We start from the raw sequence: 16,273 nt of genomic DNA on the forward strand, positions 1-16,273 counted from the left end.
CGGCGGGCAGCGCTGCACCGGGAGGCAACCAGGATGACTCGTTACGCGGCGCCGGGCACCGAAGGCGCGATCGTCTCCTACCAGGCGCGCTACGACCACTACATCGGCGGCGACTATGTGCCGCCGACGCGCGGGCAGTACTTCGAGAACCCGTCACCGGTCAACGGTCAGCCGTTCACGGAGATCGCGCGCGGTACCGAGGAGGACGTCGAGCGGGCGCTGGACGCGGCGCACGAGGCGGCGCCCGGATGGGGCCGTACGCCGGTCGCGGAGCGCTCCGACATCCTGCTGAAGATCGCCGACCGGATGGAGGCCCATCTGGAGCCGCTCGCGGTGGCCGAGAGCTGGGAGAACGGCAAGCCGGTCCGGGAGACGCTGGCCGCCGACATCCCCCTCGCGATCGACCACTTCCGCTACTTCGCCGGGGCGATCCGGGCGCAGGAAGGTTCGCTGGGCGAACTGGACGACGACACGGTGGCGTACCACTTCCACGAGCCGCTCGGTGTCGTCGCGCAGATCATCCCGTGGAACTTCCCGATCCTGATGGCGGCCTGGAAGCTCGCGCCGGCGCTGGCGGCGGGCAACGCGGTCGTCCTCAAGCCGGCCGAGCAGACCCCGGCCTCCATCCACTACTGGCTGAGCCTGGTCGCGGACCTGCTGCCGCCGGGCGTGCTGAACATCGTCAACGGCTTCGGCGTGGAGGCGGGCAAGCCGCTGGCGTCGAGCCCGCGGGTGGCGAAGGTCGCGTTCACCGGGGAGACCACGACCGGGCGGCTGATCATGCAGTACGCCTCGGAGAACATCAAGCCGGTGACCCTGGAACTCGGCGGGAAGTCGCCGAACATCTTCTTCGACGACGTGTGGGCGCACGACGACGACTTCCGCGACAAGGCGCTCGAAGGCTTCACGATGTTCGCGCTCAACCAGGGCGAGGTCTGCACGTGCCCGTCCCGGGCGCTGATCCAGCGCGGCCACTACGCGGAGTTCCTGGAGGCGGCCGTCGAGCGCACCCGCCTCATCAAGCCGGGCCACCCGCTGGACACCGACACCATGATCGGCGCGCAGGCCTCCAACGACCAGCTGGAGAAGATCCTCTCCTACCTGGACATCGGCCGCCAGGAGGGCGCGAAGATCCTCACGGGCGGTGAACGCGTCGAACACGAGGGCGAGTTGAAGGGGGGATACTACGTCCAGCCGACCATCTTCGAGGGCGACAACCGCATGCGGATCTTCCAGGAGGAGATCTTCGGCCCGGTCGTCTCGGTTGCCTCCTTCGACGACTTCGACGACGCGATCAAAATCGCCAACGACACGCTGTACGGTCTGGGCGCGGGTGTGTGGACCCGGGACATCAACACCGCCTACCGCGCGGGCCGTGCGATCCAGGCGGGCCGTGTGTGGACCAACTGCTACCACGCCTATCCGGCGCACGCGGCGTTCGGCGGCTACAAGCAGTCGGGGATCGGCCGTGAGACGCACAAGATGATGTTGGAGCACTACCAGCAGACGAAGAACCTCTTGGTGTCGTACTCGCCGAAGAGGCTGGGCTTCTTCTAGCCGCCCAAGACAGGGCGCCTGACCAGGACGAACTCCTGGCAGGCGCCCCGTCTTCTCCTACCGGTATCCCAGCTCTGCCCAGCAGTTCTCTGGGCGTATCCGGGCCGAGCCCGGGCCGACGCACCCTCCGCCGAGTCCTCGCCGCGAGCCACCGCCGCATGGACTTCTCACGCCCTGCGCGCACACTCGGCCGGGTCGACTCCTGGGAGCAGCCAGGAGAAGAGATGCCCGCATGGCGCAGGTCGTGCGACCGCCGGGCTGGATCGAGGGCAAGCTCGCCCGCTCGGTCGTTCCTCAGCCCAGTGACAGGTCGCCCTGATCGTCCTTGATCTTCACCTTGACCCAGGCGTGGCCGCTGCTGCCGACGCCGACGACGTTGCACTCGAACTCCCGGCCCGCCTCGACGGGGATGGAAGCGGGGCAGGTGACGTCGTCGATGGTCGGGGGCTTGTCGAAGGCGTCGTCGGATTCGACGTGGTTGAGCACGGCCCGCGCCAGCGCGTCCTGATCCAGAACGCGCTGCGGCTGCACGGCGGGGCTCCCGGCCAACAGCATGATGGTGAAAGTGAGCGCACAACAGGCGATCACGGCCAGGGAAAGCGCGATGACGGTACGGGCGAAGCTGCGTTGATCAGTCACGAGGACAGTCCTATCCGGCTGTCCGTGCTCATACAACCCGTGTGGTGACGGAAGTCGTTCTGAGAAGTGGGGTAGGGCGTCTCTTCTTGGCTATCCAAGTCACGATTTCTTCACCGGAGCCGCTCTTTGCTCCCGATGACGCGAATATTGCAGCCATAGACCCGGAAACTGCTGCAATCCCTGGCGGATGACATGTGCTGACGGGCGTAAAGAACTCCAGGTCGGCCTCGACGCCGCGATCGCCGAGCTCACCGGCCTCAGCCGGGCACCAGCCGACGGCCGACAGTGGACCACACCTGGTCGATCTCGGTTTGCCCGTCTTCATCGATTCCACTCCACCATTCCGGACGAAGCAGAACCTCATGACCGTTCGGGTTTATGGGCAAGAAAGGTGGCGAAAGTCCTCTCAGCCTCTCCCCCGGGCTCCTCCACCAGACGTGCGGTGAGGACGAGCCCGGCCTGCTTCAGGAGTTCGGCAATCCGATCAGGTGGCAGCAGGTAGGACTCGTAAGACACAGGATGACCGCCGTATGCCTGTGTGGGACGTAGATGCTGGCCGGCCCCTACATGGCCGGCCAGCATCAAACAGCCGCCTGGCGCGAGAGTGCGGTGGAACTCGCCGAACACCACGGGCAGCAACGTCGGTGGGGTGTGGTGGGTGGAGTAGTACGCGAGGATGCCGCCGAGGCTGTCGTTCTCGATCGGGAGCGAGGTCATCGAGCCGACGCTGAAGCGCAGGTTGGGGTGGGCGCTACGGGCCAGCTCGATCATGGCGGGCGACAAGTCCATGCCGAACACAGGCACTTGCCGCTCGGCAAGGTAGGCCGTGACCTTGCCGGGCCCACATCCCAGGTCGGCAACGGGCCCGAGGCCGGCCGTCCGGACCACCTCGGCGAAGACGTTCAGCATCCCTCGCGACAGGGGATCCAACTCCGCCGGGGACTTGACCTGTTCGAAGTAGTCGGAGGCGACGGTGTCGTACGACTCCCGGACGGCGGCGAGGTAGGAGAAGTCAGGCATGCGGGCGACTCTAGTGAGGGCCCGCAGCCCAAGAACCTTCGAAGGTCCAGGAGCGCTGGGCGAGTTGACGCCCCATGACGTGCACCCGCTTGTGCTGCCGCCCGGCAAGCACGCATGAGCGTAGGTGTCCCGGCCCGAAACCAGCGGCTCGCATGCCAGCATGGGTCCGTCCGTGCACGGAAGGCGGGTGACCAAGTGGTCGCCGGAGCACGCGACCTGGCAAGGGCGTCGCCCACGGGGAGAGGAACGACTGATGGCCGGTTACCAGTGCGGGTCGTGCTCGTATGGCAGCGACGATCTCGATGAGCTTCAACAGCACTCGCACGAGACGGGCCACGTCGGCACCCGGAAGAATGATGCCGAGCCGGCCGAAGGCAAGTTCGGCAAGGCCAGGGCCGCGGCCAAGGCCGGCGCGAAAGTTCTGGCCGTCGCCGCCGTCGTCGGGTTCTCCGCGTGGAAGTACAAGGCACTCCAGTCCATGGCGGCAGGACTGGTTGTGCAGTTGGCGGAATCGGCGACGGAGAACGCGGCCCTGAAGTCGGAGAACGAGCACCTGAAGTCGGAGAACGACTACTTGAGGTCAGCCACCGGTGCAGGCAAAACACTCAATGGCTTTCGCGGCCTCTGAGCGGAGGCGCATCAGGGGCAGCGGGCTCCGCTCCGACCGGTTCATCACGAACGTCACTCGACCATCACGGCGCCACGCTTCCATCAACTCACTCGACGGCCCCCAGCCGCTGTCTGCCGGCATCCGCGTCTCATCACAGCACCTCGTCCCCCAGTCGTCGTGCGAGCTGCCTCCCATGCTTGTGGCCGGCGAAAGCAGAGTCGACGGTGATGTCTGGCCCGGGTGGGGACGTCGCAGACCGAGGTGGCCGTCCTCCAGGAGGACCTCCACGTCGGGAAAGTCTCCGGAATCAGAGGGCGATGCCCTCGTCGCGTGCTACGGCCGCATCATGCATCCGCCGCCGCAGTCCGCCACGTGCCGGGATCTCCGTGGCGCCCGGGCGGAGCTCGCCGCGCTCGGCCCGGGCGTAACCGAACACGTCCACCGGCGTCCTCAGGCGCAGACCGGGCTGGTCGGGGACGGCGCGAGCCCGCTGGGCCCAGGAGGGCGCGTGTCTCTCCGACGGCTCGGTTGATGGTGGAACGGTCGACACCGAACGGCGCTGGTGGCCACGCTCATCCATCTCCGGGCACGACCTGCCGCACTCGGTGCGGGAGCCTGCCATCCCGCGAAGCCCCTCCGCCCGAAGGGGCCGCTCCCATGAACGCCGTCCGGCCGGCCCGAGGGCGACCGGATACAGTGCGGGAGACGGCAGCCTGGTCAGGGAGGGGTAGCGTGACCGACACCAGCAACACCCGGCCCGCCGAGGGTGAAGCGCAAGCGCCGCGGCAGAGCCGGCTGCACCGCCTGATGCGCTACATCCCCCTGATCGCCCCCGTCCTGCTGTGGGCCGTGCCCTGCGGGGTGCTCCTGTACACCGGCCAGCACTGGCCGCTGCCCGTCACGCTGCTCGGCACCGCCCTGTTCTTCCTCGGACTCATCGGTATGCCGCTCGCGATGGTGCGCGGCCACGGCCGGCGCCAGCAGGACTGGGCGGCGATCATCGGTGACACCCTGCTGGGCACCAGCTGGGTCCTGTTCACCTGGTCCGTTCTGCTCGGCGTCCTGTTGCGGCTCGCCCTGACCGTGGCCGGGGTCGGCGAGAGCCAGGACCGGGCCCGCATCGTCACTTGGGCCGTCCTCGCCGTCACCGCCGTACTGCTCGGCTGGGGGTACGCCGAGGCCCGCCGCGTACCGCGCGTGCGCCGACTCGACGTACCACTCCCGCGACTCGGTGCCGGGCTGGACGGCATTCGCGTCGTCCTCATCACCGACACCCACTACGGGCCACTCGATCGCGCTCGCTGGTCGGCACGGGTGTGCGAGACGGTGAACGGCCTGGAAGCCGACCTGGTCTGCCACACCGGCGACATCGCGGACGGCACGGCCGAACGCCGCCGCGCCCAGGCCGTCCCACTCGGTACCGTGCGGGCCACCCGGGCCCGTGTGTACGTCACCGGCAACCACGAGTACTACAGCGAGGCCCAGGGCTGGGTCGACCTGATGGACGAGCTGGGCTGGGAGCCGCTGCGCAACCGCCATCTGCTGATCGAACGCGGTGGCGACACCCTCGTGGTCGCCGGCGTGGACGACGTCACCGCCGAGTCCTCCGGCCTGGCAGGCCACCGCGCCCACCTCGCCGGAGCCCTGAACGGCGCCGACCCCGACCTGCCCGTCCTGCTCCTGGCCCACCAGCCCAAGTTCGTCGACCGGGCGGCAGCCGCCGGCATCGACCTCCAGCTCTCCGGCCACACCCACGGCGGCCAGATCTGGCCCTTCCACCACCTGGTCCGCATCGACCAGCCCGTCCTCGCCGGCCTCAGCCGGCACGGCACCCGCACCCTCCTGTACACCAGCCGCGGCACCGGCTTCTGGGGCCCGCCGTTCCGCGTCTTCGCCCCCAGCGAGATCACCTTGCTCGTGCTCCGCTCCCCGCATCTGCCCGCCTCGCCGTAGACGGGACGCGACAACACCTCCGCTTGTCGGACAAGGGCGCCCTTCCGCACGTCGGCCCGTCGATACGCAGCTCACCCCCGGCGCTTGACCTTGCCCCTCGGGGCAAGGTTTAGCGTGAGCGGCGAGGTGAACGGCATGAAGATCAGTGAGCTTGCCCGTCGGGCCGGCGTGACGACGAAAGCGGTGCGGTACTACGAAGCGCTGGGCCTGCTCGAGCCCGAGCGACTCGCCAACGGCTACCGCACCTACACCGAGGACGACGTACGCCTCGTCCGGGAGATCAGAGCCCTCCACCGGCTGGGCATCCCCGTCGAGCGCACCCGCCCGTTCCTGGAGTGCCTGGCCGCCGGGAGCGCGCACGCCGACGACTGCCCCGCCTCGCTGGCCACCTACCGGGAGGCCATCGACGAGCTCACCGAGCGCATCGAGGCCCTGACCGCCCGCCGTACGGCCTTGATCGCCAATCTGCGGGTGGCGGCCCACCGGGGCAGCAGGGTCGTACTCCAGGAGGCCGGACCGGCGGACGCGGGCTACCTGGTGCTGCCCGCGGACCTGCCCGTACCGGGGGACGACGGTGCCGCCGCCCACCTCCCCGGCACGGCGGTGCCGCCGCTCACCCTCCATGACACGGCGGGCAGACCGGTCCGCCTGGACGCGCTCGGTCCACGCCGGACGGTGACCTACGTCTACCCCCTCACCGGCCGCCCCGGCACCGACCTGCCGGAGGGCTGGAACTCCATCCCCGGCGCCCGCGGCTGCACGCCCGAGTCGTGCGGCTTCCGCGATCACTTCCAGGATCTCCTGGAGGCCGGGGCCGGCCGCGTGTACGGGCTGTCCAGTCAGGACACCGACTACCAGAGGGAGGTCGTGGAACGGCTCGGCCTGCCCTTCGACATGCTCTCCGACCCTGCGCTCGGCCTCGCCGCCGCCCTCGGCCTGCCCACCTTCGAGGCCGGCGGGATGCGACTGTTCAAGCGCCTCACGCTCGTCGTCCGCGACGGCGTGATCGAGCACGCCTTCTACCCGATCTTCCCCCCGGACGCCCACGCACAGCAGGTGCTGGCGTGGCTGCGCGAGAACCCCTTGTGAGGATGCCCGTGTACGTCCCCCGACACTTCACGCCCGACGAGAACGCAGTCCGCGACCTGCTGACCCACAGCGGAGCGTCCGACCTCATCACCATGACACCGCAGGGGCTCGTGGCCACTCCGCTGCCTTTCGCGTACGACCCGGACACCGGTGAACACGGCGCCCTGATCGGCCACATGGCCCGCGCCAACGACCAGTGGCGCCGGCCGGTGCGGGGCGAGGCGATGGTGATCGTCCGCGGGCCCGAGGCGTACATCACGCCGACCTGGTACGCCACGAAGCGCAAGCACCATCGCGTGGTGCCGACCTGGAACTACATGACCGCGCACGTCTACGGGCAGTTGGCCGTGCACGACGACCCGGCCTGGATCGAGGCACAGATCCGCCGTCTGACCGACCGGCACGAGGCCGGCAACGACGAGCCCTGGTCCGTCGACCAGGCCCCGGCGGAGTTCATCGAGCGGCAGCTGCGCGCCGTCGTCGGTGTCGAACTCGTCATCAGCCGCGTCGAGGCCAAGGTCAAGCTCAGCCAGAACCAGCCGCGGGAGAACGTCGAGGGAGTCATCGCCGGCCTCGAAGCACGCGGCCGGTCCGACGACGCGGCGGTCGCCGCCGCGGTCCGTGCCCACGCCCCGCACGCCACCACGGTCTGACGTCCGCGCCTCCCGCGCGGCCCACCCGCACCCTCACATCCGGCCGGCGAGCCGTTCGGAGGTGTCCGCGGCGGACTCCGCCCTGGCCTCACGGTGACCGGTTCCGGCCCACAGGTGGACCAGGCGGGTGTCGCCGGCCGCGGTGGCGGCCTTGCGGAGGGGGCCGGTGAGGCGGTGCAGGGCCGGGTAGCCGGCCGGGGCGAGGGCGTCGAAGCGGTCGGTGAAGTGGTTGCGGAGCGCGCGGGCGGGCCGTCCCGTGAAGGCGCGGGTGACGGTCGTGGTGGCGAAGGCCGGATCGACCAGTGCCGCCTTGTGCGGTGCGGAGGCTCCGCTCTCGTGGGTGCGCAGCAGCACGGTGCCCACCATCGCGGCCTCCGCCCCCGCGCGCAGGGCGGCCGTCACGTCGGTGGCGGTGGCGATGCCTCCCGTGGCGATGACGGGCAGGGCGACGGCGCTGCGGACGGAGGCGACCAGGTCGGGCAGCCGGACCGGCGCGAGGGGCCGGTCCGGGGTGAGGGTGGCCGAGTGCCCGCCGGCCGCCGGAGCCTGCACGATCAGCGCGTCCACGCCGGACGCGGCCGCCCTGCGTGCCTCGTCGGCCGAGGTCACGCTCTGCAGCACGGTGCTCCCGGCGCGCCGCAGGGCGCTGACGAGCGCGCGGTCCGGAATGCCGAAGGTGAAGGACACCCACGGCACGGGAGCCGAGGTCAACAGGTCGATCTTGTCCGACCAGTGGTCGTCGTCCTCGATCGGTTCCGGGGGCAGCGTGAGCCCGTAGCGGTCGGCCTCCGCCTGTACCGAGCGGGCGTAGCGCCGGTACGCCTCGTCGGAGACCGGCACCGGGTTGGGCACGAACAGGTTGACGCCGAAGGGGACACCTTCCGCGCGCGTGCTGTGGATCTGTCCGGCGAGGGCCTGGGCGGTCTTGTAGCCGCCGGCCAGGAAGCCCAGGCCGCCGGCCCGGGCGGCGGCGGTCACAAGTTCCGGTGTGCTCGGTCCGCCGGCCAGGGGCGCGGCGAGGAGGGGAAGGTCTGCTCCGAGGTCGGACAGCAGTCTGCTCACGACGACTCCTCATGCGGGGATGTGCAGCGGGCGGGGCCAAGGTGGTGCGGAAGCGGACGCGGACTGCGACGGCGGGTGCGGTGATGCCGAGCGGGGCGCCGGCGAGGTCGCCGAGGAAGTCGGCCGTGGCCTGGTCCGCCCCGAGCCCGGCCTGGGTGCGCGTGAGCCCGACGAACGGGAGCCTCCGGACGAGGAGGCGTCGAAGACTGCACGGTCTTGATCACCTTCTTGCCGGCGGTCGGGGTGCCGGGTACGACGCCAGGCAGCCGGCGTCCGCCTGCGAAATGCCGGTTACGCTGGCGCTATGCACGGCAGGCATGGTTGCCCGGAAGAGGCGCGATGAGCATGGACGTCGAGCTGCGTCACCTGCGGGCCTTCGCGTCCGTGGCCCGCCACCGCTCGTTCTCCCGGGCCGCAGAGGAACTGCTGATCACGCAGCCGGCACTGAGCCGTACGATCGCGCAGCTGGAGGGAAACCTGAGCGTCCGCCTGCTCGACCGGTCCTCACGGCACGTCGAACTGACGGAGACCGGTGCGGAGTTCCTCGTGCACGTCGAGCGGGTCCTCGCCACCCTGGACCAGGCCCTCGCCGTCGCCCGCCACCGCGTCACCCTGCGGCTCGGCTTCAGCTGGCTGCTGCCCGATCCGTGGACGCAGCGGACCGTCGGCCGCTTCGAGGAGAGCACCGGAGCGACGGTTGCCCTGATCCGGACCGACGATCCCCTTCAGGCGTTGCGCCGGCGCACCGTCGACGTCGCGGTGGTCCGCGGCGAGCGTGACGCACCGGCGGGGGCGCACACCGTGCACCTGTTCGACGAGCCGCGCGTCGCCGTGTGCTCCGAGCACAACGATCTGACCAGGCTCGGTCATCTGGACTGGTCGGACGTCCGGTACTGGCCGCTGGTGGTCAACACGGTCAGCGGTACGACCGGTCCCTGGTCATGGCCGGCGGACCAGCGTCCGGACCGGATCATCGAAACGGCGAACTACGACGAGTGGCTGGAGTCGGTGGCGGCCAACCGTGGCATCGGCATCGTCCCGGAGGTCGCGCGGCGCCGTACCCAGCACCCCGCGGTCCGTTTCGTCCCCCTCACCAACGCACCGCCGAGCGCGGTGCGCCTCGTGTACTTCCCGGACTCCCAGCGGACACTGGTCCGCCGGTTCCTGGACGCCTCCCTTGAGACGGCGGCGGAGTGACACCCGCCGTGACCGGGTGATGCGGCGTCCATGTCCGCGACGCATGGATGCGTCACCGCAGGCATTTCACGGGCCACCGGGACATCGTTAGCGTCGACCCCGTGAACCGAACCACCAAGCGCACTCGGCGGGGGCCGCGATGAGCACTGGGCTGTCCCGGCAGGAATGCGCGGTCACCGTGCTGGGCGGTCCGACGGCCGTCATCGACATCGGTGGCCTGCGCATCGTCAGCGACCCGACCTTCGACGCGGCGGGTCCCCAGGGGTACCTCACCAAGACCGCCGGGCCTGCCGCCGACGAGGACGCGGTGGGACCGGTCGACCTCGTCCTGGTCAGCCATGAAGCCCACCCGGACAATCTCGACGGCCGGGGCCGCGCGTTCGCGAAGACCGCCCCGCTGGTGCTCACCGGGCCGCTCGCGGCGGAGCGGCTGGGCTCACCCGCCGTCGGCCTCTCCCCGTGGACCGGCCACCGTCTGCCGCGCCCGGACGGCGGCGGCGAGCTGACCGTGCTGGCCGTTCCCGCCGTCCACGGCCCCGAGGACGGCGAACGCGACGCCAACGGCAACGTCAACTGCGAGGTCATCGGGTTCGTGCTGTCCGGGCAGGGGCTGCCGACCGTGTACGTCAGCGGCGACAACGCCTCGATCCGCACGGTCGCGGAGATCTCCCGCCGGGTGCCCGGCATCGACGCGGCCGTCCTGCACGCGGGAGCGGCACGCGTGCCGGCGAAGTTCGACGGGCGGCCCCTGTCCCTGGACAGCCGCCGGGCCGCCGCCGCTGCCGCCGTCCTGGGCGCGGAGATCGTCGTACCGGCCCACTACGACGGCTGGGCCCACTTCTCCGAGGGGCTGCCCGAGCTCGAACTGGCCTTCCACGAGGCCGGTCTCTCCTCCCTGCTGCGGGTCGCACCCCACGGCACGTGGGTGCCGCTGACCCACTGAACCCCTCGCCCTCCGCACGACAGCACCCCCCAGAAGAGGAACGGGGCACATGCCGCTCGTACGCATCGATCTCATCCGCGGACGCCGTCCCGACGACATCAGGGCGATCGCCGACGCGACCCACCGGACGCTCGTGGATGTGCTGGACATCCCCGAGCGGGACAGGTTCCAGATCATCACCGAGCACGACGCCGACCATGTCATCGCCCTCGACGCCGGCCTCGGCTTCGAGCGGACCGACGGTCTGGTGATGATCCAGATCTTCACCCAGTCGGGGCGCTCGACCGAGGTCAAGCAACGCGTCTACCGGACCGTCGCCAAGCAGCTGGAAGCCCTCGGCATCGCCGGCGAGGACGTCTTCGTCAGCTTCGTGGAGAACGGCCCCCAGGACTGGTCCTTCGGCTTCGGTCGCGCCCAGTACGTGGAGGGTGACTTGGCGGTACCGGGCCGCTGAAGGCGTCGCTGAACTCGCCCGTCGTCCCTCGCCCCCGGCCCCTCGGGCTTCTTGTCCTCGATTCAGCGGGGTAGCTCCACGGTGATGCGAAGGCCGCCGGCGGCGCGCGGGGTGAGGGTGAGTGTCCCGTCGTGTGCGTGGGTGATGGTCCTGACGATCGCCAGGCCGAGGCCGACGCCCGCGTGGTCGGTGCGGACCCGTTCGGTGCCACGCCGGAACGGTTCGGTGAGCGTGGACACCAGCCGAGGGGTCAGCTTCTCGCCGGTGTTCTCGACGGTGAGCACCACGCTCCGGGGGCGGACGCCGGTGCTGACCCGCACGGCGCCCTGTTCCGGCAGATTGTGGACGATCGCGTTGTGCACGAGGTTCGTGGTCAGTTGCAGCAGGAGCGCCTGCGACCCGCTCGTGGGGGCGATGTCGCCGCTCGTCTCGACGGTGACACCGTGCTTCTCCGCGAGGGGCAGGAGCGTCTCCGTAGCCTCTTCGGCCAGCAAGGACAGATCGACGGGTTCCCGGGTGAAGGACCGCCGCTCCGCGCGGCTGAGCAGGAGCAGGGCCTCGGTGAGGTCGATCGCCCGGGTGTTGACGGCGTGGAGGCGGTCGACGAGTTCACCGGTGTCGCGGTCCGGGTCGGTGCGGGCCACGTCGAGGAGCGCCTTCGAGATCGCCAGCGGGGTACGCAACTCGTGAGAGGCGTTGGCTACGAATCTCTGCTGTTCGGCGACGTGTGCTTCGAGCTGCGCGAGCATCGCGTCGAAGGCGTCGGCGAGTTCGCGGAACTCGTCCTTGCGGCCCGCCAGCCCGATTCGGTGGGAGAGCGATCCGTTCGTGGCCATGCGCGTGGCGTCCGTGATCCGGGTCAGGGGCGCGAGCATGCGGCCGGCGAGGAGCCACCCTCCCAGGAGACCGAACATCAGCAGGAAGACCAGTACCGCGGCTGCCGAAGGGGCGAAGGCGCGCAGGAGGTTGTACCGGACGGGAAAGACACCGTCGGTGGGGGTGTCAGCGTTGACGAGGAGCGCACGCTCGGGAACGTAACGCAGCAGGAACACCCACACGGCCGCGAGCAGCAGGGCGCCCGCGACCATGAGGAATCCGGCGTAGCTGAGGGCGAGTTTCAGGCGGACGCTCAGCCCGGGCGCCCTATCCACGGTCGCGTCCCTCGTGCCCGGCCTCCGGTCCCGTGTCGATGCGGTAGCCGGCGCCCGGCACGGTGGCGATGATCCAGGGTTCGCCGAGACGCTTGCGCAGTGCCGAGACGGTGATGCGCACGGCGTTGGTGAACGGGTCGGCGTTCTCGTCCCACGCGCGTTCGAGGAGTTCCTCGGCGCTGACGACTCCGCCTTCGGCGGCGACGAGGACTTCGAGCACCGCGAACTGCTTCCGGGTCAGCGCGACGTAGCGGCCGTCGCGGTGGACCTCGCGGCGGAACGGGTCCAGCCGCAGCCCCGCGATCTCCCGCACGGGCGGCCTGTTGTGGGCACGCCTGCGGTCGAGTGCCCTGAGCCTCAGCACGAGTTCCCGGAGGTCGAAGGGTTTGGTGAGGTAGTCGTCGGCGCCGAGTCCGAACCCGGTCGCCTTGTCGTCGAGACGGTCGGCCGCGGTGAGCATGAGGATCGGCATGCCGCTGCCGGAGGCGACGATGCGTTTGGCGATCTCGTCACCGGAAGGCCCGGGAATGTCGCGGTCGAGTACGGCGATGTCGTACGTGGTGGTGCCCAGCATGTCCAGCGCGGTGTCGCCGTCGCCCGCGATGTCGGCCGCGATCGCTTCCAGGCGCAGGCCATCGCGGATGGCTTCCGCCATATAAGGTTCGTCCTCGACGATCAACACACGCATGCACGTAATGCTACGAGTCGGCGCATATCGTCGGCGTATCGGAAAACACATACGTGCCTGCAACATCACGTCGCCTTGACTGGGCGGCATGCGCCGAACCGCACCTTCCACACGCGCCACGACCCACCGGATTCGCCGGCTCCCCGCCGTCTGCCTGACAGCCGTGGCGGCGCCCTCCGCAGCCCGCGTCTCCCGGGTGCCGCGGCCCTCGGCCGCCGCGCCGTCTTCCGCCGCGCCCGCCCTCCGCCGGGAACCGGCAGTGAGCGAGGACGGGCGATGACGCAGGTGGACACGGCGGAGGCCGGGCGAAGCGGCGGCGCCGGCCGCCGGGACACCGGGGCCGGGATCTGGCCCGCGCGCATCCGCCGGGCGGCGCGCGCCGCCGCCCGGCCGGGGCCCTGGAAGCGCGGCCTGGTGCTCACGGCGCTGGCGGTGCTGCTCGGCCTGATCCTGTTGCTGCACGCGCGGATCACGGACCGCGGGGGCCTCGGCAGCCTGGTGGAGACCTTCCTGCCGTGGCTCGGCCTGTTCATCCCCGTCCTGCTCGTCGCGGCCTTGTGGCGTCGCTCCGCCTCCGCGGTGGTCGCGCTGCTGGTGCCGGTCGTGGCCTGGCTGAACCTCTTCGGCGGGCTGCTCGGCGACCGGTCCCACCCGGGCGGTGACCTCACCGTGGCCGAGCACAACGTCGGCGACGCCAATCCCGACCCGGTCGGCACCGCCCGCCACCTGACCGACTCCGGGGCGGACGTGCTGGCCCTGGTGGAGCTGACCGAGCGGGCCCGGGGAACGTACGAGAAGGAACTGGCGAAGGCGTACCCGTACCACACGGTGCAGGGCACGGTCGGGCTGTGGAGCAAGCTGCCGCTGTCGGACACCCGGCCGGTCGACATCAAGATGGACTACGGGCCGCTGGGGGACACCAAGCCGGCCGCGGTCAAGATGACCTACAACCGGGCGCTGCGGACCACGGTGGCCACGGACCGGGGTCCGCTGGCGGTGTACGTGGCCCACCTGGGGTCCGTACGCGTGTTTCCCAGGAAGGGCTTCTGGACGGAGAGCCGGGACCGCGGCGCGACGGCGCTCGCCGAGGCCGTCGCCGCCGAGCGGAACAAGCGGGTGGTGCTGCTCGGCGACCTGAACGGCACCGTGGACGACCGCGCGCTCGCCGGCATCACCTCGCGGATGCGCTCGGCCCAGGGCGAGGCCGGGAACGGCTTCGGCTTCACCTGGCCTGCGAAGTTCCCGGTGGCGAGGATCGACCAGATCCTGGTCCGCGGCGTCCGGCCGGACAGTTCCTGGGTGCTGCCGGCCACCGGCAGCGACCACCTGCCGGTGGCCGCCAGGATCAGCTGGTGAACACCGCTCGAAGCGTCCCCACCGAAGCGACAGGCGGGTCACCCGGCACCTGGCCGGCCGCTCGCCGACGGCACGCTGGTCCGGGCCTCAGGCGGGCCCCCGGAGGTGTCGGGGTACGAACCCCAGGCACCCGCGAACGGGCCGCGGATCCGCCATGGCGAGCGCCGGCCGGCGTGCCGCGGCGACCAGGTCGTCACGCCGGGGCCCACCGCCCGACGAGACGTCTCCTACGGCTGATCTCCGCGACCGGCGCGCACACGTGCGCCGGGCAGGCGATGCTGGGAGCGGACAAGGTCCCCGAGGAGGCCGGGAGGCGTGGCCGGTGATCGCCGTCAACCCGCTGGACAGCGCCTCGGTGCTGGCCGCCTTCGGCGCGCTGGGCGTCCTGGTCATGATCTTCGCCGAGTCGGGTCTGCTGGTCGTCGGCTTCTTCCTTCCCGGTGACACGCTGCTGTTCCCGGCCGGTGTGCTGTGCGCGGGCAGCGCCCAGCAGCCGCCGCGGCTGGCGCTGTGGCAGGTGCTGGTGTGCGCGGCGATCGGGGCGGTGGCGGGCGGACAGGTGGGGTATCTGATCGGCCGGCACGGCGGCCGGGCGCTGCTCGCGCGCACGAGCAGCGCCCGGGTGAAGGGCGCGGCGGCGCGGGCGGAGCGGTTGCTGGCGCGCTACGGCTACGGCAAGGCGCTGGTGATCGGCCGGTTCGTGCCGCTGCTGCGGACGGTCCTGCACCCGGTGGCGGGGGTCCTGGGCGTGCCGGCACGGACCTTCACCCTCTGGCAGACGGTGGGCGGTGTGCTGTGGTCGCAGACACTGGTGCTCGCCGGGTACACCCTGGGTGCGTCCGTCCCGCACATCGACGACTATCTGCTGCCGCTGGTCGCCGTGGTGGTCGTCCTGTCGCTGCTTCCGCTACTGCCGGAGGCCCTCCGCGCCCGCCGGGACCGACGCGACTCCACACGCTGAACGCGCCCCGGCTCACCCGCTGGATGTCCGCACCGGCCCCGCTCCCCGGTGGGGTCACAGCTCGCCCAGGAACCCCGGATCCGCCGGTCCCAGTTGCCGGGCGAAGTCGGCGGACACGCCCACGACTTCGCGGAGCGCCACGGCCCGTCTGCTGGTGGCGGCGAGGTCCTCGTGCGCCTCCTTGGACCAGAGGAACGGGACGACACTGATGCCCTGGGACAGCTCCAGGGCCGCCGCCTCCTCCCGCCAGCCCGGCCAGCGCAGCCCCTCGTAGAACCTGTCCGGTCCGCCGGACAGCAGCCAGCCGATCCACGCCGAGTGACCCATGTCCAGCGCTTCCCACTCCAGCGTGTCGGGCGCGAAGTAGGTCATCTGTCCCGGAGCCCCGGGCCGGCCGCTGCCCGCCGGGTCGTGGCCGTTGAGGCAGAACACACCGCCGAGCACGTCATGGCCGACGACGAGCCCGGCCGCCGGGTGCCAGTCGGGGGCCGGCTCCTCGGGAAACCCGTTGACCCGGCCGAGGCTCGGCAACCCGCCGCCGGCGCTGCCCGCGCCGTACACCCGCAGCCAGCCGTCGTCCAGGACGAGCCCGCCGCAGTGCAGGGTCAGCGCACCCAGCACCGACCGCGCGGTCACCTGCAACCGGTGGAGGCAGCGGCGGCCCTCGTCGAGGTCGGCGGGCAGCACGCGGACGGGTACGGCACTGCCGGCGAACGCCTGCTGAAGCTCCGGCCAGGCCGGATCGGCCACCTGGACCAGCTCGTCGATCTCTCGCATCCGTAGATGATCGCAGCAGGGTCCGGCGTCGGCTCACCGGCCTGCGACGCCGTACGGGCCTGCCGCCCTAGGTTCTGTCGTCAAATGTCACGCCCACATCAGGAGCGATGCGAGGGTGATGGCTGCTTGGTAGGACTCGGTGGTCTTGTCGTACCGGGTGGCG

16 protein-coding genes and 1 pseudogene are annotated in these 16,273 nt (G+C 70.9%); 10 read left to right on the forward strand and 7 right to left on the reverse strand.

Annotated elements, in window-relative coordinates:
* Positions 1 to 33: 33 nt before the first annotated feature.
* Positions 34 to 1,557: an acetaldehyde dehydrogenase ExaC gene (gene exaC, locus OO52_RS31870; protein ID WP_030651252.1), complete on the forward strand. Its 1,524-nt coding sequence runs from the start codon at positions 34 to 36 to the stop codon at positions 1,555 to 1,557.
* 294 nt (positions 1,558 to 1,851) lie between these two features.
* On the opposite strand, the gene OO52_RS31875 is transcribed toward exaC, so the two are convergent.
* Together OO52_RS31875 and OO52_RS31880 are read right to left on the reverse strand one after the other, a co-directional pair.
* The gene (locus OO52_RS31875; RefSeq protein WP_030651253.1) at positions 1,852 to 2,196 is read right to left on the reverse strand and encodes a DUF4333 domain-containing protein; all 345 of its coding nucleotides are present in this window, start codon (positions 2,194 to 2,196) and stop codon (positions 1,852 to 1,854) included.
* 360 nt (positions 2,197 to 2,556) lie between these two features.
* Positions 2,557 to 3,216: a class I SAM-dependent methyltransferase gene (locus tag OO52_RS31880; protein WP_030651255.1), complete on the reverse strand. Its 660-nt coding sequence runs from the start codon at positions 3,214 to 3,216 to the stop codon at positions 2,557 to 2,559.
* Between the two features lie 253 nt (positions 3,217 to 3,469).
* On the opposite strand from OO52_RS31880, the gene OO52_RS31885 reads away from it, so the two are divergent.
* A complete protein-coding gene (locus OO52_RS31885) occupies positions 3,470 to 3,844 on the forward strand; it encodes a hypothetical protein (protein WP_030651257.1) in 375 nt (124 codons plus the stop codon).
* 213 nt (positions 3,845 to 4,057) lie between these two features.
* Here the strand turns inward: OO52_RS31885 and OO52_RS53120 are convergent.
* Positions 4,058 to 4,377 (reverse strand): annotated as a pseudogene (locus tag OO52_RS53120) (transposase family protein); the annotation flags it as partial.
* A gap of 181 nt (positions 4,378 to 4,558) precedes the next feature.
* Here OO52_RS53120 and OO52_RS31890 point away from each other — a divergent pair.
* From OO52_RS31890 to OO52_RS31900, 3 genes are all read left to right on the forward strand, one after another.
* Positions 4,559 to 5,779, forward strand: a complete 1,221-nt coding sequence (locus tag OO52_RS31890) for a metallophosphoesterase (RefSeq protein ID WP_030651259.1) — start codon at positions 4,559 to 4,561, stop codon at positions 5,777 to 5,779.
* Between the two features lie 135 nt (positions 5,780 to 5,914).
* On the forward strand, positions 5,915 to 6,868 hold the full coding sequence (locus OO52_RS31895) for a MerR family transcriptional regulator (protein ID WP_030651261.1): 954 nt from the start codon (positions 5,915 to 5,917) through the stop codon (positions 6,866 to 6,868).
* Between the two features lie 8 nt (positions 6,869 to 6,876).
* Positions 6,877 to 7,521 (forward strand): FMN-binding negative transcriptional regulator, encoded by a 645-nt coding sequence (locus tag OO52_RS31900; protein WP_030651263.1) that lies wholly within the window; start codon positions 6,877 to 6,879, stop codon positions 7,519 to 7,521.
* A gap of 33 nt (positions 7,522 to 7,554) precedes the next feature.
* Here the strand turns inward: OO52_RS31900 and OO52_RS31905 are convergent, their stop codons facing one another.
* Positions 7,555 to 8,583: a nitronate monooxygenase gene (locus tag OO52_RS31905; RefSeq protein WP_030651265.1), complete on the reverse strand. Its 1,029-nt coding sequence runs from the start codon at positions 8,581 to 8,583 to the stop codon at positions 7,555 to 7,557.
* Positions 8,584 to 8,922: 339 nt separating this feature from the next.
* Between OO52_RS31905 and OO52_RS31910 the strand changes: the two genes are divergently transcribed.
* From OO52_RS31910 to OO52_RS31920, 3 genes are all read left to right on the forward strand, one after another.
* Positions 8,923 to 9,780 (forward strand): LysR family transcriptional regulator, encoded by an 858-nt coding sequence (locus tag OO52_RS31910; protein ID WP_231406663.1) that lies wholly within the window; start codon positions 8,923 to 8,925, stop codon positions 9,778 to 9,780.
* 139 nt (positions 9,781 to 9,919) lie between these two features.
* Positions 9,920 to 10,723, forward strand: coding sequence for an MBL fold metallo-hydrolase (locus OO52_RS31915; protein ID WP_030651269.1), 804 nt, complete (start codon positions 9,920 to 9,922; stop codon positions 10,721 to 10,723).
* Between the two features lie 49 nt (positions 10,724 to 10,772).
* Positions 10,773 to 11,177 (forward strand): tautomerase family protein, encoded by a 405-nt coding sequence (locus OO52_RS31920; protein ID WP_030651272.1) that lies wholly within the window; start codon positions 10,773 to 10,775, stop codon positions 11,175 to 11,177.
* A gap of 62 nt (positions 11,178 to 11,239) precedes the next feature.
* Here the strand turns inward: OO52_RS31920 and OO52_RS31925 are convergent, their stop codons facing one another.
* Both OO52_RS31925 and OO52_RS31930 read right to left on the reverse strand, forming a co-directional pair.
* On the reverse strand, positions 11,240 to 12,328 hold the full coding sequence (locus tag OO52_RS31925) for a sensor histidine kinase (RefSeq protein WP_030651275.1): 1,089 nt from the start codon (positions 12,326 to 12,328) through the stop codon (positions 11,240 to 11,242).
* The gene (locus tag OO52_RS31930; protein WP_030651278.1) at positions 12,321 to 13,016 is read right to left on the reverse strand and encodes a response regulator transcription factor; all 696 of its coding nucleotides are present in this window, start codon (positions 13,014 to 13,016) and stop codon (positions 12,321 to 12,323) included. Before OO52_RS31930 ends, OO52_RS31925 begins: the two co-directional genes overlap by 8 nt.
* A gap of 276 nt (positions 13,017 to 13,292) precedes the next feature.
* On the opposite strand from OO52_RS31930, the gene OO52_RS31935 reads away from it, so the two are divergent.
* Both OO52_RS31935 and OO52_RS31940 read left to right on the forward strand, forming a co-directional pair.
* Positions 13,293 to 14,372, forward strand: coding sequence for an endonuclease/exonuclease/phosphatase family protein (locus OO52_RS31935; RefSeq protein WP_030651282.1), 1,080 nt, complete (start codon positions 13,293 to 13,295; stop codon positions 14,370 to 14,372).
* A gap of 322 nt (positions 14,373 to 14,694) precedes the next feature.
* Positions 14,695 to 15,333: a DedA family protein gene (locus tag OO52_RS31940; protein WP_030651285.1), complete on the forward strand. Its 639-nt coding sequence runs from the start codon at positions 14,695 to 14,697 to the stop codon at positions 15,331 to 15,333.
* 54 nt (positions 15,334 to 15,387) lie between these two features.
* On the opposite strand, the gene OO52_RS31945 is transcribed toward OO52_RS31940, so the two are convergent.
* Positions 15,388 to 16,110 carry a DUF2625 family protein gene (locus OO52_RS31945; protein WP_030651288.1) on the reverse strand — a complete coding sequence of 241 codons (723 nt, stop codon included), beginning with the start codon at positions 16,108 to 16,110 and terminating at the stop codon, positions 15,388 to 15,390.
* Positions 16,111 to 16,273: the final 163 nt, after the last annotated feature.

It is taken from the genome of Streptomyces flaveolus (genome assembly GCF_000716535.1).
In the GTDB taxonomy this organism is placed as follows: Bacteria; Actinomycetota; Actinomycetes; order Streptomycetales; family Streptomycetaceae; genus Streptomyces; species Streptomyces flaveolus_A.

Excerpts from the sequence above, each read along its gene's own strand:
- exaC (WP_030651252.1), top strand. The coding sequence starts at position 34 with ATGACTCGTTACGCGGCGCCGGGCACCGAAGGCGCGATCGTCTCCTAC.
- OO52_RS31880 (WP_030651255.1), bottom strand. The coding sequence starts at position 3,216 with ATGCCTGACTTCTCCTACCTCGCCGCCGTCCGGGAGTCGTACGACACC.
- OO52_RS31885 (WP_030651257.1), top strand. The coding sequence starts at position 3,470 with ATGGCCGGTTACCAGTGCGGGTCGTGCTCGTATGGCAGCGACGATCTC.
- OO52_RS31895 (WP_030651261.1), top strand. The coding sequence starts at position 5,915 with ATGAAGATCAGTGAGCTTGCCCGTCGGGCCGGCGTGACGACGAAAGCG.
- OO52_RS31910 (WP_231406663.1), top strand. The coding sequence starts at position 8,923 with ATGAGCATGGACGTCGAGCTGCGTCACCTGCGGGCCTTCGCGTCCGTG.
- OO52_RS31915 (WP_030651269.1), top strand. The coding sequence starts at position 9,920 with ATGAGCACTGGGCTGTCCCGGCAGGAATGCGCGGTCACCGTGCTGGGC.
- OO52_RS31920 (WP_030651272.1), top strand. The coding sequence starts at position 10,773 with ATGCCGCTCGTACGCATCGATCTCATCCGCGGACGCCGTCCCGACGAC.
- OO52_RS31930 (WP_030651278.1), bottom strand. The coding sequence starts at position 13,016 with ATGCGTGTGTTGATCGTCGAGGACGAACCTTATATGGCGGAAGCCATC.
- OO52_RS31935 (WP_030651282.1), top strand. The coding sequence starts at position 13,293 with ATGACGCAGGTGGACACGGCGGAGGCCGGGCGAAGCGGCGGCGCCGGC.
- OO52_RS31945 (WP_030651288.1), bottom strand. The coding sequence starts at position 16,110 with ATGCGAGAGATCGACGAGCTGGTCCAGGTGGCCGATCCGGCCTGGCCG.